Source organism: Streptomyces sp. NPDC048349, assembly GCF_040651925.1.
In the GTDB taxonomy this organism is placed as follows: domain Bacteria; phylum Actinomycetota; class Actinomycetes; order Streptomycetales; family Streptomycetaceae; genus Streptomyces.
The window spans coordinates 153,475-178,063 of sequence record NZ_JBEZLA010000006.1 but is presented as its reverse complement, the minus strand read 5'-3'; the positions used below and the strand labels follow the sequence as shown (position 1 = coordinate 178,063).

The window sequence follows — 24,589 nt, the reverse complement described above, 5'->3', positions numbered from 1 at the left end:
GCCCCCGTACTGGACGTACTTGGGCTTTCGGCCGGTGCGGCGAGAGTGCGTGCCGGGCACCGCGACGCCGCGGACCTCCGTCAGACACCCCCTAGTCCACGGGCCGCCGGCCGGCCGCCGACGATCAGTGCACGGGGCCACGGTGCCGGGCGCGCAAGAACGTACAAGACGGCTCAGCCGCGCCCCGCATAGCGTCGGGGCGTGGGAGAACAGCGCATGATCACAGGGGCAGGTACGCGGGAGACCCCGACGGCACCCGGGCGGCCGCGCGCCGCCGTCGTACGCGACGCACTCGGGGTGGGGGTCGCCGTCGGCCTGTCCGGCTTCGCGTTCGGCGTGACCGCCGCGGGCGCCGGGATCAGCGTGCTGCAGGCCTGCGTGCTGAGCCTGCTCGTCTTCACCGGCGCCTCGCAGTTCGCGCTGGTCGGGGCACTGGCGGCCGGCGGCAATCCGTTCACCGCCGCCGCCGGGGCCTTCTTCCTCGGCACGCGTAACGCCTTCTACGGGCTGCGGCTGTCGCAGCTGCTCGCGCTGCCGCGCGCCGTACGGCCGCTCGCCGCGCACTGGGTCATCGACGAGACCACCGCCGTCGCGCTGGCCCAGCCCGACCGCAGGTCCGCCCGGCTCGGCTTCACCGTCACCGGGCTCAGCCTCTACGTCCTGTGGAACCTCACCACCCTGCTCGGGGCGCTGGGTGCCGAGGCGATCGGTGACACCGCCGCGTGGGGGCTGGACGCAGCCGGACCCGCCGTGTTCCTCGCCCTCCTCGCGCCGATGCTCAAGACCGCCACCGAGCGGGCCGTCGCCGCCCTCGCGCTCGTCCTCGGGCTGGGATTCCTGCCCGTGCTGCCCGCCGGGGTGCCCGTGCTGATCGCCGCGCTGGCCGCGCCCGCCGTGCTGTGGATGAAGGGACGCCGCTCGTGAACGTGTGGATCGCCATCGCCCTGACCGTCCTCGGCTGCTACGCCGTCAAGCTCGCCGGACTGCTCGTCCCCGCCGGGGCCCTGGAACGGCCCCTCGTGCGCCGGCTCGCCGCCCTGCTGCCCGTCGCGCTGCTCGCGGCGCTCACCGCCCAGCAGACCTTCAGCAGCGGCAGCGCGCTCGTCCTCGACGCCCGCGCCGCCGGGCTCGCGGCCGCCGGGCTCGCCCTGCTGCTGCGCGCGCCGTTCCTGCTCGTGGTCGCGGCCGCCGTCCTCGTCACCGCGGGGGTACGGGCCCTCGGGGGCTGACCGCGGCGGGCAGCCGCCCGTACGCGCGCAGCGTCAGCAGGGCCTCCAGCGTGGCGATCGGCCGCCGCTCCAGCGAGCTGCCCGGCGCCCAGGCGCGGCGGCGCACCGGCCAGCCGCCGTCCGGCTGCTGCTCGCAGGCCAGGAAATCCAGCGCCCGGGCCATCTCCCGGTCCGTGAACCAGCTGCGGGCCAGCGATTCCGGGCGGCGCGCGACGTCGTACGCGTACAGGTGCTCGCCCGGCGCGTAGCCGGGGGACAACGGGTGCTGCGAGCGCCGCCACGGATCGAGCACCACGAGGTTCCGCTCGCGCACCAGCCGCCCCAGCCGGTCCGCGGCCGCCGCGGCGCGGGCCCGGTCGGGGACCCCGTCGAGGAAGGCCACTGCGCTCTGGACCTCGTACGGATGGGACTGGCGCATGTTCTCGATCCGGTCCCAGCAGAAGTCCGTGGCCCGGAAGAGCCAGGCGTGCCAGACCCGGTTGCGGTGCAGCAGGCCCACCACCGGCCCCGTGGTCAGCAGCTCGCCCGGCGGGTCGTCGTACACCGGGTGGTACGGGGCGGCCGGATAGCCGCGCGGGGCCGGCGAGACCACCGGAAGGGCACCCTCCGCAGTGGAGGCCCGGGTCAGGTGGCCGCAGAGCCGCTCCACGCGCTGCCCGGCGCAGCGGCCCAGGCTGTCCAGCACGCGCAGCGCGTGCGCGCAGTGCAGGGGCTGGCTGAGCGGGCCGCGCAGGTCCGGATCGAGGGCGTGCCCGTAGCCGCCGTCGTCGTTGAGGTAGGAGCCGAGGGCGGTGTCCACCGGGTCGGCTTCTCCTCCGAGGAAGTGGAACGCGAACCGCCGCTGCTCCAGCACCCGCGCCGTGAGCCAGATGAACTGCTCGGCGCGGGCCAGCGGGCTCGGCGGGGAAGCTTCGTCTCCAGGCATGCGTGCAACGTAGGACGCGGTGGAGCGGCGGAGAGGGGCGAACGCGGCCGGTGCACTCTCCCGGGGCGGGATACTGGGGGCATGCGGTTGACGATTTTCTGGGAGCGGATGGCCGAGCACTTCGGAGCGGGCTACGCCGACTCCTTCGCGCGCGACCACGTCATGGCGGAGTTGGGCGGCCGGACCGTCCACCAGGCGCTGGAAGCCGGCTGGGAGGCCAAGGACGTGTGGCGCGCGGTCTGCTCGGCGATGGACGTGCCGGCCTCGCTGCGCTGACGCCCGGCGGGGCGGGCCCGCATCCTGCCGCGCGGGCGGACCATGCGCGCCCACTGCTTGCGCGCCCGCCGCTTGCGCGCCCGCCGCTTCCGCGTGGTGGGCACCGTCCCCGGACGGGCGGGAGGCAGCGCTTTCGCGGTACGGGCCGCCGGTGGGACAGACTTGGCGGCGTGGCAGCCAGTGATGAGACGACGACCGATCAGTCCACAGACGCCCCCGGCGTGACACAGCCGCGGCCGGCCGGCCCCGCCTCGCAGGCAGCGCCCGCCGGACCCGCCGGACCCGGCAGCCCGGCCGCCGAACCCGTCGCCCCCGCCGGACCTGCCGCCGGGCCGGCCGACGCCGCCGTGGGCCCGCAGGCCGGGTCCGCGGGGGCCGGAATCCCCCCGGCCGCCGCGGCCCCCGGCGGGGAAGGGGCCCGGATGCCGCGCTGGCTGCCGCGGGCCGTGGTCCTCGTACTGGCCCTCGTCGCATGCTTCCAGCTCGGCAGCTGGGCCTTCCACCAGCTGATCGGGCTGCTCGTCAACATCCTGATCGCGTTCTTCCTCGCGCTCGCGATCGAACCCGCGGTCTCCCGGATGGCGGCCCATGGCATGCGCCGCGGACTCGCCACCTTCCTGGTGTTCCTCGGGGTGTTCGTCGCGTCCGCCGGCTTCCTCGCGCTGCTCGGCTCGATGCTCGCGGGGCAGATCATCGAGATGGTGGAGGGCTTCCCACGCTACCTCGACTCGGTGATCAGCTCGATCAACGCCACCTTCCACACCGAGCTGTCCCGGCTGGAGATCCAGGACAGCCTGCTGCGCTCCGACTGGCTGCGCAAGTACGTGCAGAACAGCGCGACCGGCGTGCTCGACGTGTCCGCCACCGTGCTCGGCGGGCTGTTCAAGCTGCTGACGATCGGACTGTTCTCCTTCTACTTCGCCGCCGACGGGCCGCGGCTGCGGCGCGCGCTGTGCTCCGTACTGCCGCCCTCCAAGCAGTCCGAGGTGCTGCGGGCCTGGGAGATCGCCGTCACCAAGACGGGCGGCTACCTCTACTCGCGCGGGCTGATGGCGCTGATCTCCGGCATCGCGCACTACATCCTGCTGGTGGTCCTCGGAGTGCCGTACGCGCCCGCCCTCGCCGTGTGGGTGGGGCTGGTCTCCCAGTTCATCCCCACCATCGGCACCTATCTGGCGGGCGCGCTGCCGATGCTGATCGCCTTCACGGTCAATCCCTGGTACGCGCTGTACGTCCTCGGATTCGTGGTGGTCTACCAGCAGTTCGAGAACTACGTCCTGCAGCCCAAGCTGACCTCGAAGACCGTCGACATCCATCCGGCGGTGGCCTTCGGCTCGGTCATCGCGGGCACCGCCCTGCTGGGCGCGGTCGGGGCGCTCATCGCGATCCCGGCCGTCGCCACGCTGCAGGCGTTCCTCGGCGCGTACGTGAAGCGGTACGAGCTGACGCGGGACGCGGACGCCTCTACTTCCCGGCCTCGCCGCCGAGTGCGGTGGCCAAGGCTTCGGTGACGGTGGTCTCGACGGCGTCCTTCTCCACGCCGAGGCCGGTCAGCGGGCCCTCGCCGTGCTCCAGCTCCAGGAGGGCCAGGAGGATGTGCTCCGTGCCCACGTAGCCGTGGCCGAGGCGCAGGGCTTCGCGGAAGGTGAGCTCCAGGGCCTTCTTCGCGGACGCGTCGAAGGGGATGAGGTCGGGGACGTCCGCCGCCGCCGGGGGCAGGGTCGCGGTCGCCGCGGCGCGTACGGCGTCTGCCGCGACCCCCTGGGCGGTCAGCGCGAAGGCCGCGAGGCCCTCGGGCTCGGCCAGCAGGCCGAGGACCAGGTGCTCCGTGCGGATCTCGGTGTTTCCGGCGGCGCGGGCCTCGTTCTGGGCGACCACGACGACGTTGCGGGCGCGGGGGGTGAAGCGGCCGAAGCCCGCCTGGGGGTCGAGGGCGGCGTCGCCCTCCTTGTCGGGCTTGGGCACGAAGCGCTTCTGCGCGGCCTGGCGGGTGACGCCCATGCTGCGGCCGATGTCGGTCCAGGAGGCGCCGGAGCGGCGGGCCTGGTCGACGAAGTGGCCGATGAGGTGGTCGGCGACGTCCCCCAGCGCTTCGGCGGCGACCACGGCGCCGCTGAGCTGCTCCAGGGTGTCGGTGTGGACCTTCTTGATGGCCTCGATGAGGTCGTCGAGGCGGACCGGGTTGGTCATGCGAACGGGTTCCACGGAAGGGTTCGTCATGGATGCAACCCTAGGTTGACAGTTGAGCGGGTGTCAACCTGTGGTTGTCAGTTGGATGTCGCCTGGTCGCCCGACTCCGGGGCGGCCGGGCCGCCGGCCAGGTCGAGCCGCATCAGGACGCGGGGGTGGCCCGCCAGGACGGAGGTGGTGTCGGCGGCATGCGCGAACCCGGCACGCTCGAAGTTCTTGCGGAGCCCGGCGTACGCCATCGTCAGGTCGACCCGGGCGTCGCCGTTGTCGAGGGGGTAGGCCCCGACCGCGGGCGCCCCGTGAGCGCGGGCGAACTCGACCGCGCCGGCGATCAGGGCGTGCGAGATCCCCTTCTTGCGGTGGCCCGGGCGGACGCGGATGCACCACAGGGACCACACCGGCAGGTCGTCGACGTGCGGGATCTTGCGGCTGTGCGCGAAGGAGGTGTCCGCGCGCGGCGCCACGGCGGCCCAGCCGACCGGCTCGTCCCCTTCGTAGGCGATCACCCCCGGCGGGAGCCGGCTGCGGCACAGGCCGGCGACGTACTCGCCGCGGGCCGGTCCGCGGAGATCGTTGTTGAGCTTGGACGGGATCCGGTAGCTCAGGCACCAGCAGACGTTGGCTCCGGGAGACTTGGGTCCGACCAGGCTGCGGACGTCCTCGAAGACGGAAGCCGGGCGTACCTCGATGGCCATGGCACCACGATGGCACGCCTGGCGCGCCTGGCGCGTCGCGCGGGGCGGCGTGGTGCGCTTGACACGGAAATCGAACATCCATTCTGATGAGTTATCCACAGCCGAACCGGTCGTGGAGGCGCATTGTCAGTGGCAGGCATTAGCGTCAATGGCGTGAAGCGATCGACTCAAGCAAACCGGGTGGAACCCATGGCAGGCACCGACCGCGAGAAGGCTCTCGACGCCGCGCTCGCACAGATTGAACGGCAATTCGGCAAGGGTGCGGTCATGCGCCTCGGCGACAAGCCGAACGACCCCATCGAGGTCATCCCCACCGGGTCGACCGCGCTGGACATCGCCCTCGGCGTCGGCGGGCTGCCCCGCGGCCGCGTGATCGAGGTGTACGGGCCGGAGTCCTCCGGTAAGACGACCCTGACCCTGCACGCCGTGGCCAACGCGCAGAAGGCCGGCGGCACCGTGGCCTTCGTGGACGCCGAGCACGCGCTCGACCCCGAGTACGCGAAGGCCCTCGGCGTCGACACCGACAACCTCATCCTGTCGCAGCCGGACACCGGCGAGCAGGCGCTGGAGATCGTGGACATGCTCGTCCGCTCCGGTGCCCTCGACCTGATCGTCATCGACTCCGTCGCGGCCCTCGTGCCGCGCGCCGAGATCGAGGGCGAGATGGGCGATTCGCACGTGGGTCTGCAGGCCCGCCTGATGAGCCAGGCGCTGCGGAAGATCACCGGTGCGCTCAACCAGTCCAAGACCACCGCGATCTTCATCAACCAGCTCCGCGAGAAGATCGGCGTGATGTTCGGCTCGCCGGAGACCACCACCGGTGGCCGCGCGCTGAAGTTCTACGCGTCCGTGCGCCTCGACATCCGCCGTATCGAGACCCTCAAGGACGGCACGGACGCGGTCGGCAACCGCACCCGCGTCAAGGTCGTCAAGAACAAGGTCGCGCCGCCGTTCAAGCAGGCCGAGTTCGACATCCTCTACGGCCAGGGCATCAGCCGCGAGGGCGGCCTGATCGACATGGGCGTGGAGCACGGCTTCGTGCGCAAGGCCGGCGCCTGGTACACGTACGAGGGCGACCAGCTCGGCCAGGGCAAGGAGAACGCCCGCAACTTCCTGAAGGACAACCCGGATCTCGCCAACGAGATCGAGCGGAAGATCAAGGAGAAGCTGGGCGTGGGGGTCCGCAAGGACGCCGCCGCTGACGCTCCTGCTGCCGAGGCCGCGCCCGCAGATGCCGCGGCCGTGCCCGCGCCCGCCTCGAAGGCAAAGACGACGGCCAAGGCCGCCGTGGCCAAGAGCTGACCCGTGCGGGAGCAGGAAAGGGGCGGCAGGGACCGCGGCGGCCGTGAAGGCCGCCAGGAACTGCCGCCCCAGAGCCCTGAAGAGCAGGCGCGGGCCATCTGCCTGCGCCTGCTCACGGGCAGCCCGCGCACCCGGCGCCAGCTCGCGGACGCCCTGCACAAGCGGGGCATTCCCGAGGAGGTGTCGCACGAGGTCCTCTCCCGGTACGAGGAGGTGGGCCTGATCGACGACGCCGCGTTCGCCGGGGCCTGGGTCGAGTCCCGGCACCGCGGCCGGGGCCTGGCCCGCCGGGCCCTCGCGCAGGAGCTCCGCACCAAGGGGGTGCACGCCACCCTCGTGGAAGAGGCCCTGGAACAGCTGGACTCCGACCAGGAGGAGCACACCGCCCGCGAGCTCGTCGAGCGCAAGCTCCGCGCCACCCGGGGCCTGGAGCGCGACAAGCGGATCCGGCGCCTGGCCGGGATGCTCGCCCGCAAGGGATACCCGGAGGGCATGGCCCTGCGGGTGGTCCGCCGCGCCCTGGAAGCGGAGGGCGAGGACGCCGACGACCTGGACCACCCGGGGTAGGGGGGTCGAGGCGCCGGGCGGGTCAGGGAGCGGCCACCGGCAGGCCGGCCGACTTCCAGGCCTGGAAGCCGCCCGCCAGGTCCGTCGCGCGGTGCAGACCCAGGGCGTGGAGGGAGGCCGCGGCGAGGCTGGAGGCATAGCCCTCGTTGCAGATCACCACCACCTGGAGCCCGTGGCCGGTGGCCTGGGGGGCGCGGTGGCTGCCCTGGGGGTCCAGGCGCCACTCCAGTTCGTTGCGCTCGACCACCAGCGCGCCGGGGATCAGGCCGTCCCGGTCCCGCAGGGCCTGGTAGCGGATGTCCACCAGCAGGGCTCCGGCCCGGGAAGCGGCGTACGCCTCCCGCGGATCGAGGCGGGTGTAGCCCGCGCGGACCCGCTCCAGCAGCTCGTCGATGCCGACCGGGGCGCTCACTGCCAGTCCGCCGGACGCTCGACGTGCTCCAGGCTGAGGACCGGACCGCTGCGGCTGTACCGCCGGATCAGGGGGAGCGGCGGGTAGTACACGTGCACCGAGACCGCGTGCTCGGCCGGGGAGTCGTTGAGGACCTCGTGGACGTGGTGCTCCCCGAAGGCCCGCCCCGTGCCCGCGCCCAGGCTGCGGCTGCGGTCCAGTCCGGGGGCGAGCTCCAGCGACTGCCAGCCCTCCGCGGGCAGGCGTACGGCCAGCGAGTGCTCGGTGAGCCGGCCGCGGGCGGTGGCGAACGCGCCCCGCGACTCGGCGTGGTCGTGCCAGCCGGTACCCGTGCCCGGCGGCCAGCCGATGAGCCACGCCTCGCTGCCCGACGGCCCGTCCAGCCGGATCCAGGTACGGCCCTGCGGGTCGAGCGGCAGCGAGGACACGATCTCGGGGTCGGTGGCGGTACGCAGGGCGAAGTCGAGGAGTTCGGCAGCCGTGGGGCCCCCGGCCGGTACGGGCCCGGTCTCGAGGGCCTGTTGCAGGACCTGTTCGGGGGCCTGCTTCGGGGCGTATACGGGTGCGGACAGCGCAGACTGCGCGGACGGTGCAGGCATGGAAGGGGACCGTTCCTGGGGTTCGCGGAAGTGCGCGCAGGCCGGTGACGGCACGGGGCGCGCGGAGGGAAGGGCGAATCAGCAGGAAGGGCGACACACGCAGCCCGCGTAGCGGAGCAGGTCCATGTGGACCCTCCGCCACAGGCGCACGTCATTGCCGGTCATGTCCGCGAGTGAACCACGAGCGCCGCGGGCGGTCAATCGACCACCACGGACGGCGGCGTGGCGGCCGAGGGCGCGGGCACCCGGGACGAGGGCGCGCCCGCCCGCACCGAATCCGCCGCCTCGTACAGCTCTGCCGGACGCACCCCGGCGAAGGTCGCCGCCAGGTGCCCGTCCGGGCGCACCAGCAGCACGGTGTGCGCCGGGGTACCCGGATAGCCGTCCGCGACGAGCAGATCGGTGCGCACCGGCAGCGCGCTCACCGCGGCCGCGAGGCGGGGCATCAGCCCGGCGCCGAGCCAGTGGCGCCGGTCCCAGACACCGGTGCCCGGGGCGACCAGGACCACCAGCAGCCGGCCCTGTCCCAGCAGGTCGCGCAGCGGCACGGTCGACCCGTCCGGCGCGGTCACCGGCACGTTCGCCACCGGACCGCCCGGTTCCGTGGCCGTCGGGACCTCTCGTACGGCCACCGGTGGGGCGTACGCCGGCGCCGCGCCCAGCGCCCCCCGCCCCAGGTGCCCGTCGGTCAGGAGGGACTCGGCGGACCGCGCCGAGCCGGGGAGGTACGTGCGCAGGGCGCCCGCGGACCGCAGCGCGGACATCGCCTGGTCGGCGGCGCGCAGCCGGGCCGCGACCGCCGTGCGCCGTTCGCCCTCGTAACTGTCGAGCAGCGCCTCGGACGCTCCCTGGTGCCAGGCCAGGGACAGCTTCCACGCGAGGTTCTCGGCGTCCCGGAGCCCCTCCTCGACCCCCTGGGTGCCGAGGGCGCCCAGCAGGTGGGCGGCGTCCCCGGCGAGGAACGCGCGGCCGTCGCGCCAGCGGCGCGCGAGCCGGTGGTGCAGCGTGTGGACCCCGGTGTCGAGGAGGTCGTACGGGGGAGTCGTGCCCCCGCACCACACCGCGAGGGTGTCCCGTACGAGGGTCACCAGCGCGTCGGGAGTAACGAGCTCTCCGCGGGCCGGAAGCAGCCAGTCCAGCCGCCACACCCCGTCGGGCAGTGGCCGCGAGGTGACCTCCTGCGGCGGGCTGCGGTGCAGCAACGCCTCACCGGGCCAGGGCAGTTCGGTGCGCAGGGCGGCGACGGCGTGCCGTTCCACGGCGGTGCGGCCCGGGAAGCGGATGCCGAGCAGCTTGCGGACGGTGGAGCGGGCGCCGTCGCAGCCGACCAGGTAACTTCCGCGCCACCACGTGGTCTCCGCGCCGCGGGTGTGTGCGGTGACCCCCCGGTCGTCCTGTTCCAGGGAGTCCAGCTTGCTGTCGGTGACCAGCTGCACGAGCGGGTGCGCGGCGGCCGCGTCGCGCAGGCCGCGCGTCAGGGCGTGCTGCGGCAGGTGCAGCGGGGCGGGGCCGTCGTCGAACGTGATCCGCTGGGCGGGACGGCTGCGCCGCATGGTGCGCCAGGCGGCGAAGTACGCCCCCTCGTCCCGCAGCGTCGCACAGCCCAGCCGGTGCGCCATGGCCGCCGTGTCGGCGTGCAGGACGACGGTGCGGGCCGGGCGCGGTTCGTCCTTGCCGGGCCCTTCGTCCAGCACGACGCAGGGCACGCCCTGGCCGGCCAGGGCAAGGGCCGTGGACAGCCCGACGGGCCCCGCGCCGACGACGATCACCGGGTCCATGGCGCGGCTCCCGATGTCCGGTATGTGATCACAGAACGTATGCAACCCACTGGAGGTGCCTGCGTCAAGTGACGCAGGCGGCGACAACGCCGTGTGGTGCGGCGGAAAGAGTTCCGCCGCACCACACGTGTCACGCCAGTGTACTGACCGGGCGTCAGGGAGCCTTGCCCACGCCGGCCGCGCCGCCCGCGTCGACCTCGGCCACGTCGCCCTCCACCACGGCGCCGGTGCCCTTCTTCGACTTCCGCAGACGCTTCTCCAGCCAGGAGGCGAAGGTGGTCAGGGCGAAGTTCACCGCGATGTACAGCACGGCGATCACGACCATGGTCGCGATGGTGTTGCTGTAGTTGGCGGAGATCTGCCGGTTCATCGACATCAGGTCGGCGAAGCCGAGGACGGCGCCGCCGAGCGCCGTGTCCTTGAGGATCACCACGAGCTGGCTGACCAGGGCGGGCAGCATCGCCGTAACGGCCTGCGGGACCAGGACGTACGTCATGATCTGGCCCTTGCGCATGCCGATCGCCTTGGCCGCGTCGGTCTGGCCGCGGGGCAGGGACAGGATGCCGGCCCGGACGATCTCGGCGATCACCGAGGCGTTGTAGAGGACGAGACCGGTGACCACCGCGTACAGCGGCCGCACGTCGGAGCTGACCGTGCCGAGCATGACGTACAGCGCGGAGCTGAAGATCATCAGCATCAGGACCGGGATGGCGCGGAAGAACTCCACGACCGTGCCGACCGGGACGCGCACCCAGGCGTGGTCCGAGAGCCGGGCGATGCCGAGGAGGGCGCCGAGCGGCAGCGCGATCACCATCGCGATCACGCCGGCCTTGAGGGTCTCACCGAGGCCGGGCAGCAGGAACGTCGTCCAGATCTGGCCGTCCGTGATGAACGGGGACCATTTGGCGGCCTCGAGCTGGTTCTTGTCGGCCATGCGGTCGAGGATCCACCACAGGGCCAGGCCCACGAGCACCACGAAGACCGCGGTGTAGATCCAGTTGCGGATCTTGGCCTTGGGGCCGGGGGTGTCGTACAGAACGGAGGTCATCGCTTCACCGCCACTCGCTTGGCCACCCAGCCCAGCAGCAGGCCGGTGGGCAGGGTCAGCAGGACGAAGCCGAGAGCGAAGACCGCGAACACCGCGAAGAGCGCGTCCGCCTCGTTCTCCAGCATTTCCTTCATCAGCAGGGCCGCCTCGGCCACGCCGATGGTCGCCGCCACCGTGGTGTTCTTGGTGAGGGCGATCAGTACGTTGGTGAGCGGCGCGATGACCGCCCGGAAGGCCTGGGGAAGCACGACCAGGGTGAGCACCTGGAAGAAGCTCAGCCCCAGCGCGCGGGCCGCCTCGGCCTGTCCCACGGGCACCGTGTTGATGCCCGAGCGCAGCGCCTCGCAGACGAACGTGCCGGTGTAGGCGATCAGACCCAGGATCGCGAGGCGGAAGCCGACGTCCTTGGAGCCGTCCCCGCCGAGCGTGATGCTCAGGGTCTGGTACAGGCCCAGCGAGCAGCCGAGGATCAGCAGGGTCAGCGGCGTGTTGCGCACGGTGTTGACGTACGCGGTGCCGAAGGCCCGCATCAGCGGGACCGGACTGACCCGCATCCCGGCCAGCGCCACACCCCAGATCAGGGATCCGACGGCCGAGTAGAGGGTGAGCTGAACCGTCACCCAGAAGGCTCCGAGCACGTCGTACTGCCCGGAAGTAAGAAAGTCGAACACGTTGCCCTGCGCTCTCCCCAGGATGGCCGGTGAGGGGGGCCGCTGCCCGACGTGGGCGGGCGGCGCGGCCCCCTCACCGATGAATCAGCTGCCTTCGGTGATCTGCGGCGCGGGGTCGGCCTGGTACCCGGCGGGGCCGAGGTTCTTGTCCACGGCCTTCTGCCAGGAGCCGTCCTCGACCATCTTCTTGAGCGCGGCGTTGACCTTGGTCTGGAGGTCCTTGTCGCCCTTCTTCAGGCCGATGCCGTAGGGCTCGTCGCTCAGCTTCAGGCCGACCAGCTTGAACTTGCCCTTGTTCTTCTCCTGCGCGGCGTAGCCGGCGAGGATCGAACCGTCCGTGGTCAGCGCGTCCACGGCCTTGTTCTCCAGGCCGGTCAGGCACTCGGAGTAGCCCGGGTACTCCTGGAGGTCGGCCTCGGGGGCCAGCTTGGTCTTGACGTTCTGCGCGGAGGTGGAGCCGGAGACCGAGCAGAGCTTCTTCTTGTTGAGGTCCTCGGCCTTGGTGATCGAGTTGTCGTCGGCGCGGACCAGCAGGTCCTGGTGGGCCAGGAAGTACGGGCCGGCGAAGTCGACCTTGGCCTTGCGCTTGTCGTTGATCGTGTACGTGGCGACGACCAGCTTCACGTCGCCGTTCGCGATCAGGTTCTCGCGCTCGGCACTGACGGCCTGCTTGAACTCGATCTGGTTCGGCTCGTAGCCGAGCTCCTTGGCCACGTAGGTGGCGACGTCGACGTCGAAGCCCGCGAACTTGCCGTCCGGGGTCTTGAGGCCCAGACCCGGCTGGTCGAACTTGATGCCGATGACGATCTTGTCCTTCTTGGCGTCACCGGACGCACCGCCGTCACTGGCGGCCTTGTCGCCGCTGCCGCCACAGGCGGTCGCGGTCAGGGCGAGAGCGACGGCTGCGGCCGCGGCCGCAACGGCCTTGGAGATCTTCATGGTGAACTTCCCTCGGATGAGACGTTGTTGAACGACGAGCGACGCGTACGGCCGCCCGCGCGGCCGGCCGAAGCGGCCCCGCGGTGGTCCGTCACCGGATGACTACCAGACCGGAGCCTCAGTGGTGGAGGATCTTCGACAGGAAGTCCTTGGCCCGGTCGCTGCGCGGGTTGCTGAAGAACTGCTCGGGCGCGGCCTCTTCGACGATCTTTCCGTCGGCCATGAAGACGACCCGATTGGCCGCAGAGCGGGCGAAGCCCATCTCGTGCGTGACGACCACCATGGTCATCCCCTCGCGGGCGAGCTGCTGCATGACCTCCAGCACCTCGTTGATCATCTCCGGGTCGAGCGCCGAGGTCGGCTCGTCGAACAGCATCACCTTCGGCTCCATCGCCAGCGCGCGGGCGATCGCCACGCGCTGCTGCTGGCCGCCGGAGAGCTGCGCCGGGTACTTGTCGGCCTGCGAGCCGACGCCCACCCGGTCCAGCAGGGCCACCGCCTTGGCGTGGGCGGCCGCCTGGTCCGCCTTGCGGACCTTGAGCTGGCCCAGCATGACGTTCTGGAGCACCGTCTTGTGCGCGAAGAGGTTGAACGACTGGAAGACCATGCCGACGTCGGCACGCAGCCGGGCGAGTTCCCTGCCCTCCGAGGGCAGCTCCTTGCCGTCGAGCGTGATGGTGCCCGAGTCGATGGTTTCCAACCGGTTGATGGTCCGGCACAGCGTGGACTTGCCCGATCCCGAAGGACCGATCACCACGACGACCTCACCGCGGGCAATGCTCAGATCGATGTCCTGAAGCACGTGCAGCGCGCCGAAGTGCTTGTTGACGTTGCTCAGCACGACCAGGTCGTCCGCGGCACCGGCCGCGTCCTGCACGTCCTTGGTCACTGATACTCCGCTCATCGGCTTCTTGCTCCGTCCTCCTCGGTTGGGAGGACAGTAGTGACGACGCATCCACAGCGTCATCACATCTGAGGGAGAATTGAGCATAACGATCCGGCCTCACCCGGATACGCTCCGTGCGCCACGCCGATCGGCTCGTACCGGGTGGATAACGGAAGACGCGCCGGGCCGGTACCCCCTTGACGTGGGGGTCCGCATCGGCGTGGATGCAGGGTGGCCCTGAACCAAGACGCCGAAGACCGAGAGAAGGAGAGGGGGGACGACATGAGACTGCTGCTCGTCGAGGACGACGACCACGTCGCCGCCGCCCTGTCCGCGATCCTCACCCGGCACGGCTTCCAGGTCACCCACGCCCGCAACGGCGAGGAGGCCCTCCAGGCCCTGCTGCCCGCCGGAGCCCCGCCGTTCGGCGTCGTCCTGCTCGACCTCGGACTGCCCGACCAGGACGGCTACGAGGTGTGCGGCAAGATCCGCAAGCGCACCGCCACGCCCGTCATCATGGTGACCGCGCGGGGCGACGTGCGCTCCCGCATCCACGGCCTGAACATGGGTGCCGACGACTACGTCGTCAAGCCCTACGACACCGGTGAGCTCCTGGCCCGCATCCACGCGGTCGCCCGGCGCACCGGCGCCTCCGAGGAGGCCGCCGCCACCGGCACCGGGACGCCCGCCACCGTCCGGCTCGGCTCCGTCAGCATCGAGCTGCCCACCCGCCGGGTCAGCGTGGACGGCGCCGATGTGCCGCTCACCCGCAAGGAGTTCGACCTGCTGGCCCTGCTCGCGCAGCGGCCCGGTGTCGTCTTCCGCCGCGAGCAGATCATCAGCGAGGTGTGGCGCACGAGCTGGGAGGGGACCGGGCGGACCCTGGAGGTCCACGTCGCCTCGCTGCGCTCCAAGCTGCACATGCCCGCTCTCATCGAGACCGTCCGCGGGGTGGGCTACCGGCTCGTCGCCCCCACCGCCCCCACCGCCCCCTAGGAAACCTGCTCCGTGCGCGCCAGGCTGCTCCCCCTGCTCGTCGTCCTGATGGCGGGCACGCTCCTCGCGCTCGGCTTCCCGCTCGCGGTGAGCCTGGCCGCCGGACAGCAGCAGCGGGTGGTCGTCGACCGCATCGACGACAGTGCCCGCTTCGCCGCGCTGGCCCAGTTCGTCGTCAACGCCGAGGGCTCCGGATCCAGCGGCGCCGACGAGCGCATCGGGACCCTCCAGCGCGAACTCACCCGCTACCAGGAGCTGTACGGCATCCGCGTCGGCATCTTCTACCGCGACGACAACGCCATGGCCCGCGCCCCCGGCTGGTGGCAGCTCCCCGAGTCCGGCGAGGGCCGGCGCGCCTTCAAGGAGGCCCTGGCCGGGCGGCGCAGCCACGACCCCGGCCAGGTCTGGCCCTGGCAGACCCAGGGCAAACTCCTCGTCGTCTCACCGGTCGTCCTCGACGGTGACGTGGTCGCCGTCGTCGCCACCGAGTCACCCACCGACCTGATGCGCGGCCGGATCCTGCAGGGCTGGCTGCTCATCGGGGGCGGGCTCGCCGCCGCCATGCTGGTCGCCTTCGGCGCCGCCCTGCGCCTGACCAGCTGGGTCCTCAAGCCCGTGCAGACCCTGGACGCGGCCGCCCACGGCATCGCCACCGGCCGGATGAACTCGCGGGTCGCGGCCGCCGGCGGGCCCCCGGAACTCCAACGCCTGGCCCGGTCGTTCAACGAGATGGCCGACAACGTCGAAGAGGTACTGGAGCAGCAGCGGGCGTTCGTCGCGGACGCCTCCCACCAGCTGCGCAACCCGCTCGCCGCGCTGCTCCTGCGGATCGAGCTGCTCGCCCTCGAACTCCCCGAGGGCAACGAGGAGATCGCCTCCGTGCGCGCCGAGGGCAAGCGCCTGACCCAGGTCCTGGACGACCTGCTGGACCTGGCGCTGGCCGAGCACGCCTCCGCCGAGATCAGCCTCACCGACATCGGGGCACTGGCGGCCGAACGGGTCGCCGCCTGGCGTCCGTACGCCGAGGAGAAGGGCGTCCGGCTCACCGGGACGGGCCGGTCCGCCGTCACCGGCTGGGCCGACCCCATCGCCCTGTCCAGCGCGCTCGACGCCGTCATCGACAACGCACTGAAATTCACCCCCACGGGTGAGGAGGTCGAGGTGTCGGTCGAGGTGGTCGAGCGCACCGTCCGCGTGGTCGTCGCCGACCGCGGCCCCGGCCTGACCGAGGACGAGCTGCTGCGCATCGGCGACCGGTTCTGGCGCAGCGGCCGGCACCAGAACGTCAAGGGCTCCGGGCTCGGCCTGTCGATCTCCCGGGCCCTGCTCGCCGCGGGAGGCGGGTCCCTCTCGTACGAGACGAACCCGCCGCACGGGCTGCGCGTGACGGTGGCGGTGCCGCGAACCGACCCGCACACCTCTTGACCTGCGCTTCTACCAGACCAGCGTGGTGCGGGCCGGCAGGGACGCCGCATACAGCTCGTCCACGGCGCGCACCTCGAAGACCGCCGCCCGCTCCCGGCCCGCCTGCCGGACGGCGGGCAGGTAGAAGGCGGCGCCGCAGGTGCCGCCGAGGAAGCGGCGGGCGCCGTCGGGCAGCACCCGGCACACCGTGTAGTGCCGCACCGGCCAGGCCGCCCGGCGCCACGACAGGCGGACCTCGGCCGCGTCGCGGTGGCGGGCCGAGGCGTCCACGGTCAGGGCGGCAGGAGACGCCGGGCGCCGACCGGCGGTGGTGTCGCGTACCGACAAGGCCCCGAGCCGCCACGCCACGGCTCTCTTCCCGAGTCCCGTGATCCGTACCGCAAATCCGTACGCGGTCTCCCCCGCCAGCGCCGACAGCCCGACCCGCGCCCGGCGCCAGGCCGGCCCCGCGCCGAGGGTCTGCGACCGGAGCCAGGTGTACGGGACCGGCTCGCCCGGAGCCGCCGGCTCGCGCGTGGCCACCCCGACCTCCACGGCCACCGGGCCCGCCTCGGTGGCGTGCACCAGCTCCAGGACCGTGGACCCGGACAGGGGCAGGCGGGTCGCGTGCAGCCCGACGGCGGCCGGGCCGGTGAGCCGACCGGCGACGAGCAGGCTGGAGCCGCCGCGCCAGGCACGCGCGAAGTCCAGGGTCACCGCGGGCCGGGCCCCCGCGGTGTCCACGACCCAGCGGCGGCCCGGCAGCCGGTCCTGGAGCCCGAGGTGGTTCCACGGGGTGTCGGAGACGGCCTCGCCCTCCTCGTACCAGCGCTCCCCGTGCCCGGTGTTGAAGGAACAGGCGAACGGCAGCGAGGCGACCGTGGCCCGGTCGGCGACGGCCGTGGCGGGGGCTCGCCAGGGGTCCTCGGGGTCCGGGCGGGAGGGATTGAGGGACCTGCCCGTCCAGAACCGGTCGTCGGCGCGGTGGAAAGCGCCGGGGGAGCGGTCGGTGAGGTGGCCCAGGGTCCACTCGGGCCGGTAGAAGCCGTAGCTGACGACGTGGCCGCCCTCGCGCGGGATGATCGCGTCCCAGCGGACGGGGGAATCCCAGCCGCGGGACTCGGTGTCCACGGCTGCCCACAGCTCGTGGCGGGAACGGCCCAGCCGGTCCGCGAGCGCCCCGGAGTCGGCCAGGGTCTGCGGGGTCCAGCGGAAGTCCACGAACATCGTGTCCGCGACCCTGCCGGAGCGGTCCTCGAAGAACTCCTGGTTGAGCTCGTTGAGCGCGCCCTGCCAGCCGACGCGGCCGGTGGTGTTCATGGCGTCGTACCACGTGATGCGCAGGCCGTGGGGTGCGCCGGCCGCCCGCAGAGCGCGCAGGAACCGGCGCATCAGGGAGGCGAGTTCGCTGTCGCCGCCCTCGGTCTCGGCATTGACGAACCAGCCGTCGAAGCCGTACGCGCACGCCACCCGCACCAGCTGCTCGGCGATCGGGAAGCGGCCGAGGGCGTCTCGCTGGACCAGGTCGCGGGTCCAGCGGAGGTCGCCGCCGTAGGCCGCGGGCGGCAGGAAGACGTTGCCCAGGACCCGGACGCCGTTGCGGTGGGCGGCGTCGACCACGGGCGCGTTCGGGGCGAGCACGATGCCCTCGCCGGAGGAGCCGCCCCAGAAGACCAGCTCGTCGATGTACGCCCAGTGCGTCAGCGCGTAGTAGTCGGCGGTGGCCGAGCCCTGCGAGGGGTTCTGCGCGGTGGGTCCGAACGAGACGAGGGAGGCGATGCGGGCCTGGTCCGTGCGGGCGCCGCGGTGCGGCGGCACGGGGGTGAAGCGCGGCGCGAGCGGCACGGTCGCGGTGTTGTGGGCGAGATCGGGGTCGCTGTGCGGGGTCCAGGCCTTGAGCGAGCGCCACACGATCCCGGGGCCGGGGACGCCCGCGGGGAGGGAATCGGGGAACCAGTAGGAGGCGTACGGCGCCAGGCCGGCGGGGGCGTCCGCGGTGGGCGGGCCCGTCGGCGTGGTCCTGGCGGCCTCCGGGAGGGGTGGTGCCGGGGCCGGGGCCGCAGTGGGTGCCGGGGCCGGAGCGGGCCCGGCCGGCAGGGCCATGGCCCCCGCACCGGCCGCCAGGACCGTGCGGCGGGTCGGGCGTACCGCCTCATGTCGTACCGCTTCGTGTCGTACGGCTCCGTGTCGTACCGGGTCCTGTCGTTCCGGGTCCTGTCCTACCGGGTCCTGTCGTTCCGGTTCGCGTCGCGCCGGGTCGCGCCGTAAGGCATCGCTCTCGGACATGCGGGTTCCTCCGGGTGGGCGTCAGCTCGGGTCGGGGACGCGCAGCACCTCGGTGATGCCGCGCGCGGACAGGTGCGCGGGGTCCTCGGCGAGCTCGGCCAGCACCACCGCGGGCCGGACCCCCTCCGCGGTGAGCGCCGCCCACGCCTCGAAGAACGCGCCGCCGGGGGCGCACACCGAGCGCCGCGGAGCCGCGTCGGCCCCGCCGACGTCCACCACCAGCGCGGTGGACCGTACGGCCGGACGGTGCCCGCGCCCCCGCCACGCCGCGGTGATCCGGGCGAGGGCGGCTCCGGCGGGTTTGGTGCGGCGGTCGTTGGTGAGGAGGCCGAGGCCGTACTCCAGCTCCGGGAAGTCCGCGAGCTCCCGCGACACGTCGTGCGAGCACCACCAGGTCACCCCCCACAGGTCCGGGCAGTCCAGCGCGTTGGCCACGGTGGCCTCGGTGAAGGCGGCCGCCCGCTCCGGCGCGATGAACGGAGCGGGGGCGCCGACCTCCTGGAGCCACACCGGGCGGTGCGGGTCCAGCGCCCAGGCCTTGGACAGCTCGATCAGGTACGCGGCGTGGTGCTCGGTGGCCGTCCCCGTCGGGCCGTGGCGCTGCGCGGTGCCGTTGAACACCCAGGAGTGCACCGCGGTCGCCGCGCCCAGCCGGGCCGCCTGTGCGACGGTGAACGGATGGCCGTCCCGGTACCAGGCGGCGTCGTACGCGGCGTGCAGGTGCAGGCGCCCCGGCGCGCCCTGCTCGCAGGCGGCGAGCATCCGCTCCAGCCAGCGGGCGGCCTGGTCCCGGCTGATCCGGTCGGGGTCGGGGTGGGGGGCGTCGGAGAACTGGTTGACCTCGTTGCCGACGGTCATGCCCAGGAAGTTGGGCCGGTCCGCGAGGGCTCCGGCCAGGGTGCGCAGGTACTCCTCCTGGGCGCGGACCACGTCCGGGTCGGTGAAGAGGCTGCGCCGGTGCCAGGTCCTGGTCCAGGCGGGCAGGAAGTCGAAGCTCGACAGGTGCCCCTGCAACCCGTCCACGGCGACGTCGAGCCCGCGTGCGGCGGCCGCGTCGGCGAGCGCGACGAGCTGCTCCACCGCGCGGGGGCGGATGAGCGTCCGGTTCGGCTGGAACACCGGCCACAGCGGGAACACGCGGACGTGGTCCAGCCCGAGTGCGGCGAGCGAGTCGAGATCGGCCGCGACCTCGTCGAGGTCGAAGTCCAACCAGTGGTGGAACCAGCCGCGGGCCGGGGTGTAGTTGGCACCGAAACGGGGTGCGTCTGCGTGCACTGGGCGTCCCTGGAGTCCTGAGGAATTCACGGGGCGGGCCACAACCTGCCGGTATGGAGGGGGAAAGTCAACAGGGCCTCGGAGGCTACTGCTTATGCGCTGAAGCCCGGTTGACTCGGGGGTTCAGGCCATCCGAAGCTGTACGTACTAATGCGCTTTAGCTGCGCCCCTGACAGGAAACTCCGGGGAAATGGAGAGTCGTTATGTGGCCGCCCGGCAACGGAGTTGCCACCGACGGACGAACTCCCCGGCCGCCGAGCGCATCACGCGTCACAGAGGGACGAGGCAGGCATGGCCCGCAGACCCACCATGAAGGACATCGCCCGTCGGGCCGGGGTGTCGCAGAGCGCCGTCTCCTTCGCGCTCAACGACCGGCCGGGCGTGTCCCAGGAGACCCGTGCCCGCATCCGCCGCCTCGCCGAGGAGCTCGGCTGGCAGCCCAACAGCGCCGCCCGAGCCCTGTCCGGCGAACGTTCCGGAGCCGTCGGGCTGGTCCTCGCGCGGCCCGCGCACACGCTCGGCGTCGAGTCCTTCTTCCTCCAGCTCGTCTCCGGCATCCAGGAGGTCCTCTCCGCCGCCCGGACCGCCCTGCTGTTCCAGGTCGTCGAGGACATCGACGCCGAGTGCGCCCTCTACCGCCGCTGGTGGGCCGAGCGGCGCGTCGACGGCGTGCTCGTCGTCGACCCGCGTGCGCACGACCCGCGCCCGGAGCTGCTCGGCCGGCTGGGCCTGCCCGCGGTCATGGTGGGCGAGGGGGACCCCTCCCCCTCCGCCTCCCCCTCGCCTTCCGCGGCCACGGCCGCCGTCTCCTCGGTCCGGGCCGACGACGCCGGGGCGATGACCCGGATCCTCGACCACCTCCACGGCCTGGGCCACCGCCGGATCGTCCACGTCGCGGGACTCCCCGATCTCGCCCACACGGCCCGCCGGATCGAGGCGCTGCGCACCGGGGCTGCACTGCGCGGGCTGGGCCCCGACCGGGTGCGCTCGGTGGTCACCGACTACTCCGATGCCGAGGGGGCGGCGGCCACCCGCAGGGTCCTCGCCGAGCCGGAGCCCCCCACCGCGCTGGTCTACGACAACGATGTGATGGCGGTCGCGGGGATCGCGGTCGCCGCCGAGCTCGGCATTCCCGTGCCCGGCCGTCTCTCCCTGGTGGCCTGGGACGACTCCGCCCTGTGCCGGGTCACCCACCCCCGGCTCACCGCCCTCGTCCGGGACACGGCAGGCTTCGGCCGGCTCGCTGCCGGGGAACTCCTCGCCGTCCTGGCGGGACGGCCGCCCGGGGTGCGCACGAGCGAGCGGCCGCGGCTCGAGCCGCGGGAGAGTACGGCGCCCCCGGGCGGCGCATACTGAATCCTGACCCCTTCCTGGAGCCGCCACCGTGACCTCTCCCACCGCCGCCCCCTTCCCCACCCCGCGAGGCGGCACCCCGGCCGCAGGCCTGACGGTGGCGATCGACATCGGAGGGACGAAGATCGCCGGGGCGCTGGTGCACCCCGACGGCGGGATGACGGCCACGACCCGTCGGCCGACCCCGCGCGGCGGCGATGCGGAAGCCGTCATGGCGGCGGTCACCGAGGTCATCACCGACCTGTCCGGCTCCCCCCTGTGGCCCTCGGCGGTCCGCTGCGGCATCGGCAGCGCGGGCCCGGTGGACTCCTCCCGGGGGACGGTCAGCCCGGTCAACATCGCAGCGTGGCGGGAGTTCCCGGTCCAGGCCCGGGTCACGGCCGAGCTCGCGGCGCGCGGAGCGGCCGTTCCGGCCGTGCTGGCCGGCGACGGCGTGGCCATGACGGCCGCGGAACACTGGCTGGGAGCTGCCCGGGGCCACGCCAACGCCCTGTGCATGGTGGTGTCCACGGGCGTCGGCGGCGGCCTCATCCTGAACAACCAGCTCCACCCCGGCCCCACCGGCAACGCGGGTCACATCGGCCACATCAGCGTGGCCTTTGACGGCGAACCCTGCGTCTGCGGCAGCCGCGGCTGCGTCGAGTCGATCGCCTCCGGCACCGCCATCGCCGACTGGGCCCGCGCCCAGGGCTGGACCCCGCCGGAGCCCGGGGGCGACGCCACGGCGGCGGGCATGGCCGCGGCCGCCGAGGCCGGAGACCCGGTCGCGCTGGCCGCCTTCGACCGTGCGGGCCGGGCCCTGGCGGCGGCCATCGCCGCCACCGCGACCCTCGTCGAGACGGACATCGCGGTCATCGGCGGGGGCGTCGCCGCTTCCGGGGAGACCCTCTTCGCGCCGATCCGCAGCCATCTCGCCGACTACGCCACGCTGTCCTTCGTACGGAAGCTGGAGGTGGTGCCGGCGAGCCTCGGCACGCATGCGGGCCTGATCGGCGCGGCCGCCGCGGCGACCATGCTGCTGCCCCAGGCCCCCACGACGTGACGGCCCCCACGGCGTGACGGTCCCCACGGCGTGACGGCCGCCGCGGCGTGTCCGCCGACCGCCACCGCGTGTCCGCCGACCGCTACGGCTTGACCGAGCGGTAGTAGCGCCGCGCGCCCTCGTGCAGGTCCAGGGGATCGGTATAGATCGCCGTCCGCAGGTCCACCAGCTGCGCCGCGTGCACCTCGCGCCCGATGCGGTCGCGGCTGAGGATCACCGTCCGCGTGAACCGCTCGGTCAGCTCGGGGTCCGTGCCCTCCGTGGTCACCAGCAGGTTCGGCACGGCCAGAGTCGCCACCGCGCTGGTGTTGCGCGCCCGCGCGTACGCGTCCTGCGGCATCACCGCCGCCCGGTAGTAGCGCGCCGGGCTGCCGCTTCCCTGCAGCTGCTCCACCAGGTCGCCGAGCTGCACCAGCCTGATGTCGAACCGCTCCGACAGCTCGCGCACCGCGTTCGTCGGCAGCCCGCCCGACCAGAAGAAGGCGTCGATCCGCCCGGCCTCCAGCTCGGCCGGCATGGTGTCGATGCCGATGGACACCGGGGTGACGTCCCGCACCGGGTCCAGCTTGGCCGCCGTCAGCAGCCGCTCCGAGATGAGCCGCACCCCGGATCCCGGCTGGCCGATCGCCACCCGCTTGCCCCGCAGGTCACGGGCCGACTGCACCGGGGAGCCGGCCGGCACCACCAACTGCACGTAGTCGTCGTACAGCCGGGCGCAGCCGCGCAGGTAGGCCGCGCCGGGCTTCCCGTCCTGCCGGTACTTGGCCACCGCGTCCGCCGTCGCCACCGTGAAGTCCGCCTGACCGGCGGCCACCCGCTGCAGGTTCTGCTGCGAGCCTTCGCTGGTCTCCAGCCGGACCTTCACCCCGGGCATGTCCTGTCGCAGCTGCTGCTCCAGCAGCTCTCCGTACAGGTGGTAGACCCCGGTCTTGACACCCGTGCTGAAGGTCAGCCTGCCCTTGAGCTCGGGTTCCCCGAAGGGCTTCAGCCACCAGAGCAGGACGCCGAGCAGGGCGAGTACGGCCACCAGGGCCCGCAGGGCGTGGCGCCTGCTGATCCGGGGCGGTACGTGAGGCATGGCGCGATCCTGCCACCCCGTCCGCCGTCCTGTCACGGTACGGCCGCCGCCCGGGGCGGCCGGAGGGCCTCCGGGTACCGCCTACCCTTGTTCCATGACCAGCAGCAGCGACCGGAGCACGGCAGTGGACGTCAAGGGAACATACGAGGTGCGCACCTACGGGTGCCAGATGAACGTGCACGACTCCGAGCGGCTCTCCGGTCTGCTGGAGGACGCCGGCTACGTCCGCGCGCCCGAGGGCTCCGACGGTGATGCCGACGTCGTGGTCTTCAACACCTGCGCGGTCCGCGAGAACGCCGACAACAAGCTCTACGGCAACCTCGGCCGGCTCGCCCCGATGAAGACGAAGCGGCCCGGCATGCAGATCGCCGTCGGCGGCTGCCTCGCCCAGAAGGACCGCGACACGATCGTCAAGAAGGCCCCCTGGGTCGACGTCGTCTTCGGTACGCACAACATCGGCAAGCTGCCCGTGCTGCTGGAGCGCGCCCGCATCCAGGAAGAGGCGCAGATCGAGATCGCCGAGTCGCTGGAGGCGTTCCCCTCCACGCTGCCGACCCGCCGCGAGTCCGCGTACGCCGCCTGGGTCTCGATCTCCGTCGGCTGCAACAACACCTGCACCTTCTGCATCGTCCCGGCGCTGCGCGGCAAGGAGGAGGACCGTCGTCCCGGCGACATCCTCGCCGAGGTGGAGGCCCTGGTCGCCGAGGGCGTCAGCGAGATCACCCTGCTCGGCCAGAACGTCAACGCGTACGGCTCCGACCTGGGCGACCGTGAGGCCTTCAGCAAGCTGCTGCGCGCCTGCGGGCAGATCGAGGGCCTGGAACGGGTCCGCTTCACCTCCCCGCACCCGCGCGACTTCACCGACGACGTGATCGCGGCCATGGCCGAGACCCCGAACGTGATGCCGCAGCTGCACATGCCGCTGCAGTCCGGCTCGGACCCGATCCTCAAGGCGATGCGCCGGTCGTACCGGCAGGAGCGTTTCCTCGGCATCATCGAGAAGGTCCGCGCCGTGATCCCGCACGCCGCGATCTCCACCGACATCATCGTGGGCTTCCCCGGCGAGACGGAGGAGGACTTCCAGCAGACGATGCACGTGGTGCGCGAGGCCCGTTTCGCGAGCGCCTTCACCTTCCAGTACTCCAAGCGGCCCGGCACCCCCGCCGCCGACATGGACGGGCAGATCCCCAAGGAGGTCGTGCAGGACCGCTACATGCGCCTGGTCGCCCTCCAGGAGGAGATCTCCTGGGAGGAGAACAAGAAGCAGGTCGGCCGCACGCTGGAGGTCATGGTCGCGGAGGGCGAGGGCCGCAAGGACGGCGCCACCCACCGCCTGTCGGGCCGCGCCCCCGACAACCGCCTGGTCCACTTCACGAAGCCGGACGCGGAGGTCAGGCCGGGCGACGTGGTCACCGTGGACATCACCTACGCCGCCCCGCACCACCTGCTGGCCGAGGGCCCGACCCTGACCGTGCGCCGCACCCGCGCCGGCGACGCCTGGGAGAAGCGGAACGCCGCTCCGGCCCAGCCCGCCGGGGTCATGCTCGGCATCCCGACCCTGGGCGTCCCGGCCCCGCTGCCCGCCGCCACCTCGGGCTGCGCGATCGACTGACGATCCGCCGCGGGCGGCGGCCGGTG

At 72.8% G+C, this 24,589-nt stretch carries 25 protein-coding genes; 11 read left to right on the top strand and 14 right to left on the bottom strand.

All coding sequences use genetic code 11. The annotated features are described in order from the left end of the window. Positions 1 to 216 precede the first annotated feature (216 nt). Together AB0D44_RS06300 and AB0D44_RS06295 are read left to right on the top strand one after the other, a co-directional pair. Complete coding sequence (locus AB0D44_RS06300) at positions 217 to 924, top strand: AzlC family ABC transporter permease (protein WP_362585161.1); 708 nt, start codon at positions 217 to 219, stop codon at positions 922 to 924. Beyond that, a complete protein-coding gene (locus AB0D44_RS06295; protein ID WP_362585158.1) occupies positions 921 to 1,229 on the top strand; it encodes an AzlD domain-containing protein in 309 nt (102 codons plus the stop codon). Before AB0D44_RS06300 ends, AB0D44_RS06295 begins: the two co-directional genes overlap by 4 nt. On the opposite strand, the gene AB0D44_RS06290 is transcribed toward AB0D44_RS06295, so the two are convergent. Then, positions 1,198 to 2,154 (bottom strand): hypothetical protein, encoded by a 957-nt coding sequence (locus tag AB0D44_RS06290; protein WP_362585155.1) that lies wholly within the window; start codon positions 2,152 to 2,154, stop codon positions 1,198 to 1,200. The two genes, AB0D44_RS06295 and AB0D44_RS06290, sit on opposite strands and share 32 nt — an antisense overlap. Before the next feature lie 81 nt (positions 2,155 to 2,235). Here AB0D44_RS06290 and AB0D44_RS06285 point away from each other — a divergent pair, with 81 nt between their 5' ends. Together AB0D44_RS06285 and AB0D44_RS06280 are read left to right on the top strand one after the other, a co-directional pair. Next, positions 2,236 to 2,430 (top strand): DUF3046 domain-containing protein, encoded by a 195-nt coding sequence (locus AB0D44_RS06285; RefSeq protein WP_030033419.1) that lies wholly within the window; start codon positions 2,236 to 2,238, stop codon positions 2,428 to 2,430. Positions 2,431 to 2,852: 422 nt separating this feature from the next. Further along, a complete protein-coding gene (locus AB0D44_RS06280; RefSeq protein ID WP_362585182.1) occupies positions 2,853 to 3,941 on the top strand; it encodes an AI-2E family transporter in 1,089 nt (362 codons plus the stop codon). Here the strand turns inward: AB0D44_RS06280 and AB0D44_RS06275 are convergent. Together AB0D44_RS06275 and AB0D44_RS06270 are read right to left on the bottom strand one after the other, a co-directional pair. Then, a complete protein-coding gene (locus AB0D44_RS06275) occupies positions 3,895 to 4,650 on the bottom strand; it encodes a Clp protease N-terminal domain-containing protein (protein ID WP_362585152.1) in 756 nt (251 codons plus the stop codon). The genes AB0D44_RS06280 and AB0D44_RS06275 overlap by 47 nt on opposite strands. 47 nt (positions 4,651 to 4,697) lie before the next feature. Next, on the bottom strand, positions 4,698 to 5,315 hold the full coding sequence (locus tag AB0D44_RS06270) for a GNAT family N-acetyltransferase (protein ID WP_362585149.1): 618 nt from the start codon (positions 5,313 to 5,315) through the stop codon (positions 4,698 to 4,700). A gap of 189 nt (positions 5,316 to 5,504) precedes the next feature. On the opposite strand from AB0D44_RS06270, the gene recA reads away from it, so the two are divergent. Further along, entirely contained in the window at positions 5,505 to 6,617 is a 1,113-nt protein-coding gene (recA, locus tag AB0D44_RS06265) for a recombinase RecA (RefSeq protein ID WP_362585146.1), read from the top strand. A 3-nt stretch (positions 6,618 to 6,620) separates the two neighbouring features. Continuing rightward, complete coding sequence (gene recX / locus AB0D44_RS06260) at positions 6,621 to 7,184, top strand: recombination regulator RecX (protein ID WP_362585143.1); 564 nt, start codon at positions 6,621 to 6,623, stop codon at positions 7,182 to 7,184. A gap of 22 nt (positions 7,185 to 7,206) precedes the next feature. Here recX and AB0D44_RS06255 read toward each other — a convergent pair whose 3' ends face one another. The 8 genes from AB0D44_RS06255 to AB0D44_RS06220 all read right to left on the bottom strand — a co-directional run bounded on the left by AB0D44_RS06255 (position 7,207) and on the right by AB0D44_RS06220 (position 13,535). Further along, the gene (locus AB0D44_RS06255; RefSeq protein WP_362585140.1) at positions 7,207 to 7,596 is read right to left on the bottom strand and encodes a rhodanese-like domain-containing protein; all 390 of its coding nucleotides are present in this window, start codon (positions 7,594 to 7,596) and stop codon (positions 7,207 to 7,209) included. After that, on the bottom strand, positions 7,593 to 8,195 hold the full coding sequence (locus tag AB0D44_RS06250) for a cysteine dioxygenase (protein WP_362585137.1): 603 nt from the start codon (positions 8,193 to 8,195) through the stop codon (positions 7,593 to 7,595). Before AB0D44_RS06250 ends, AB0D44_RS06255 begins: the two co-directional genes overlap by 4 nt. 78 nt (positions 8,196 to 8,273) lie before the next feature. Further along, a complete protein-coding gene (locus AB0D44_RS06245) occupies positions 8,274 to 8,360 on the bottom strand; it encodes a putative leader peptide (RefSeq protein WP_311318651.1) in 87 nt (28 codons plus the stop codon). Positions 8,361 to 8,392: 32 nt separating this feature from the next. Then, positions 8,393 to 9,973, bottom strand: coding sequence for an FAD-dependent monooxygenase (locus AB0D44_RS06240; RefSeq protein WP_362585135.1), 1,581 nt, complete (start codon positions 9,971 to 9,973; stop codon positions 8,393 to 8,395). Positions 9,974 to 10,127: 154 nt separating this feature from the next. Further along, a complete protein-coding gene (locus tag AB0D44_RS06235) occupies positions 10,128 to 11,021 on the bottom strand; it encodes an amino acid ABC transporter permease (protein WP_362585133.1) in 894 nt (297 codons plus the stop codon). Next, complete coding sequence (locus tag AB0D44_RS06230) at positions 11,018 to 11,692, bottom strand: amino acid ABC transporter permease (protein ID WP_362585131.1); 675 nt, start codon at positions 11,690 to 11,692, stop codon at positions 11,018 to 11,020. The genes AB0D44_RS06235 and AB0D44_RS06230 overlap by 4 nt, the downstream gene beginning before the upstream one ends. A gap of 84 nt (positions 11,693 to 11,776) precedes the next feature. Further along, positions 11,777 to 12,631 carry a glutamate ABC transporter substrate-binding protein gene (locus AB0D44_RS06225; protein WP_362585128.1) on the bottom strand — a complete coding sequence of 285 codons (855 nt, stop codon included), beginning with the start codon at positions 12,629 to 12,631 and terminating at the stop codon, positions 11,777 to 11,779. Positions 12,632 to 12,749: 118 nt separating this feature from the next. Then, positions 12,750 to 13,535 (bottom strand): amino acid ABC transporter ATP-binding protein, encoded by a 786-nt coding sequence (locus tag AB0D44_RS06220; protein WP_362585125.1) that lies wholly within the window; start codon positions 13,533 to 13,535, stop codon positions 12,750 to 12,752. 264 nt (positions 13,536 to 13,799) lie between these two features. On the opposite strand from AB0D44_RS06220, the gene AB0D44_RS06215 reads away from it, so the two are divergent. Both AB0D44_RS06215 and AB0D44_RS06210 read left to right on the top strand, forming a co-directional pair. Continuing rightward, positions 13,800 to 14,513, top strand: a complete 714-nt coding sequence (locus AB0D44_RS06215; RefSeq protein WP_362585122.1) for a response regulator transcription factor — start codon at positions 13,800 to 13,802, stop codon at positions 14,511 to 14,513. Positions 14,514 to 14,525: 12 nt separating this feature from the next. Further along, positions 14,526 to 15,938, top strand: coding sequence for a HAMP domain-containing sensor histidine kinase (locus AB0D44_RS06210; RefSeq protein ID WP_362585119.1), 1,413 nt, complete (start codon positions 14,526 to 14,528; stop codon positions 15,936 to 15,938). Positions 15,939 to 15,947: 9 nt separating this feature from the next. On the opposite strand, the gene AB0D44_RS06205 is transcribed toward AB0D44_RS06210, so the two are convergent. Together AB0D44_RS06205 and AB0D44_RS06200 are read right to left on the bottom strand one after the other, a co-directional pair. Beyond that, positions 15,948 to 18,020 (bottom strand): endo-beta-N-acetylglucosaminidase, encoded by a 2,073-nt coding sequence (locus AB0D44_RS06205; RefSeq protein WP_362585116.1) that lies wholly within the window; start codon positions 18,018 to 18,020, stop codon positions 15,948 to 15,950. 204 nt (positions 18,021 to 18,224) lie between these two features. Continuing rightward, a complete protein-coding gene (locus tag AB0D44_RS06200; RefSeq protein WP_362585113.1) occupies positions 18,225 to 19,478 on the bottom strand; it encodes a glycosyl hydrolase in 1,254 nt (417 codons plus the stop codon). Between the two features lie 291 nt (positions 19,479 to 19,769). Between AB0D44_RS06200 and AB0D44_RS06195 the strand changes: the two genes are divergently transcribed. Further along, on the top strand, positions 19,770 to 20,834 hold the full coding sequence (locus tag AB0D44_RS06195; RefSeq protein WP_362585111.1) for a LacI family DNA-binding transcriptional regulator: 1,065 nt from the start codon (positions 19,770 to 19,772) through the stop codon (positions 20,832 to 20,834). Between the two features lie 88 nt (positions 20,835 to 20,922). Continuing rightward, positions 20,923 to 21,873, top strand: coding sequence for an ROK family protein (locus tag AB0D44_RS06190; protein WP_362585179.1), 951 nt, complete (start codon positions 20,923 to 20,925; stop codon positions 21,871 to 21,873). Positions 21,874 to 21,955: 82 nt separating this feature from the next. Here the strand turns inward: AB0D44_RS06190 and AB0D44_RS06185 are convergent, their stop codons facing one another. Next, the gene (locus AB0D44_RS06185; RefSeq protein ID WP_362585108.1) at positions 21,956 to 22,951 is read right to left on the bottom strand and encodes a TAXI family TRAP transporter solute-binding subunit; all 996 of its coding nucleotides are present in this window, start codon (positions 22,949 to 22,951) and stop codon (positions 21,956 to 21,958) included. Positions 22,952 to 23,045: 94 nt separating this feature from the next. Between AB0D44_RS06185 and miaB the strand changes: the two genes are divergently transcribed. After that, positions 23,046 to 24,563, top strand: coding sequence for a tRNA (N6-isopentenyl adenosine(37)-C2)-methylthiotransferase MiaB (gene miaB, locus AB0D44_RS06180; protein WP_362585106.1), 1,518 nt, complete (start codon positions 23,046 to 23,048; stop codon positions 24,561 to 24,563). Positions 24,564 to 24,589 lie beyond the last annotated feature (26 nt).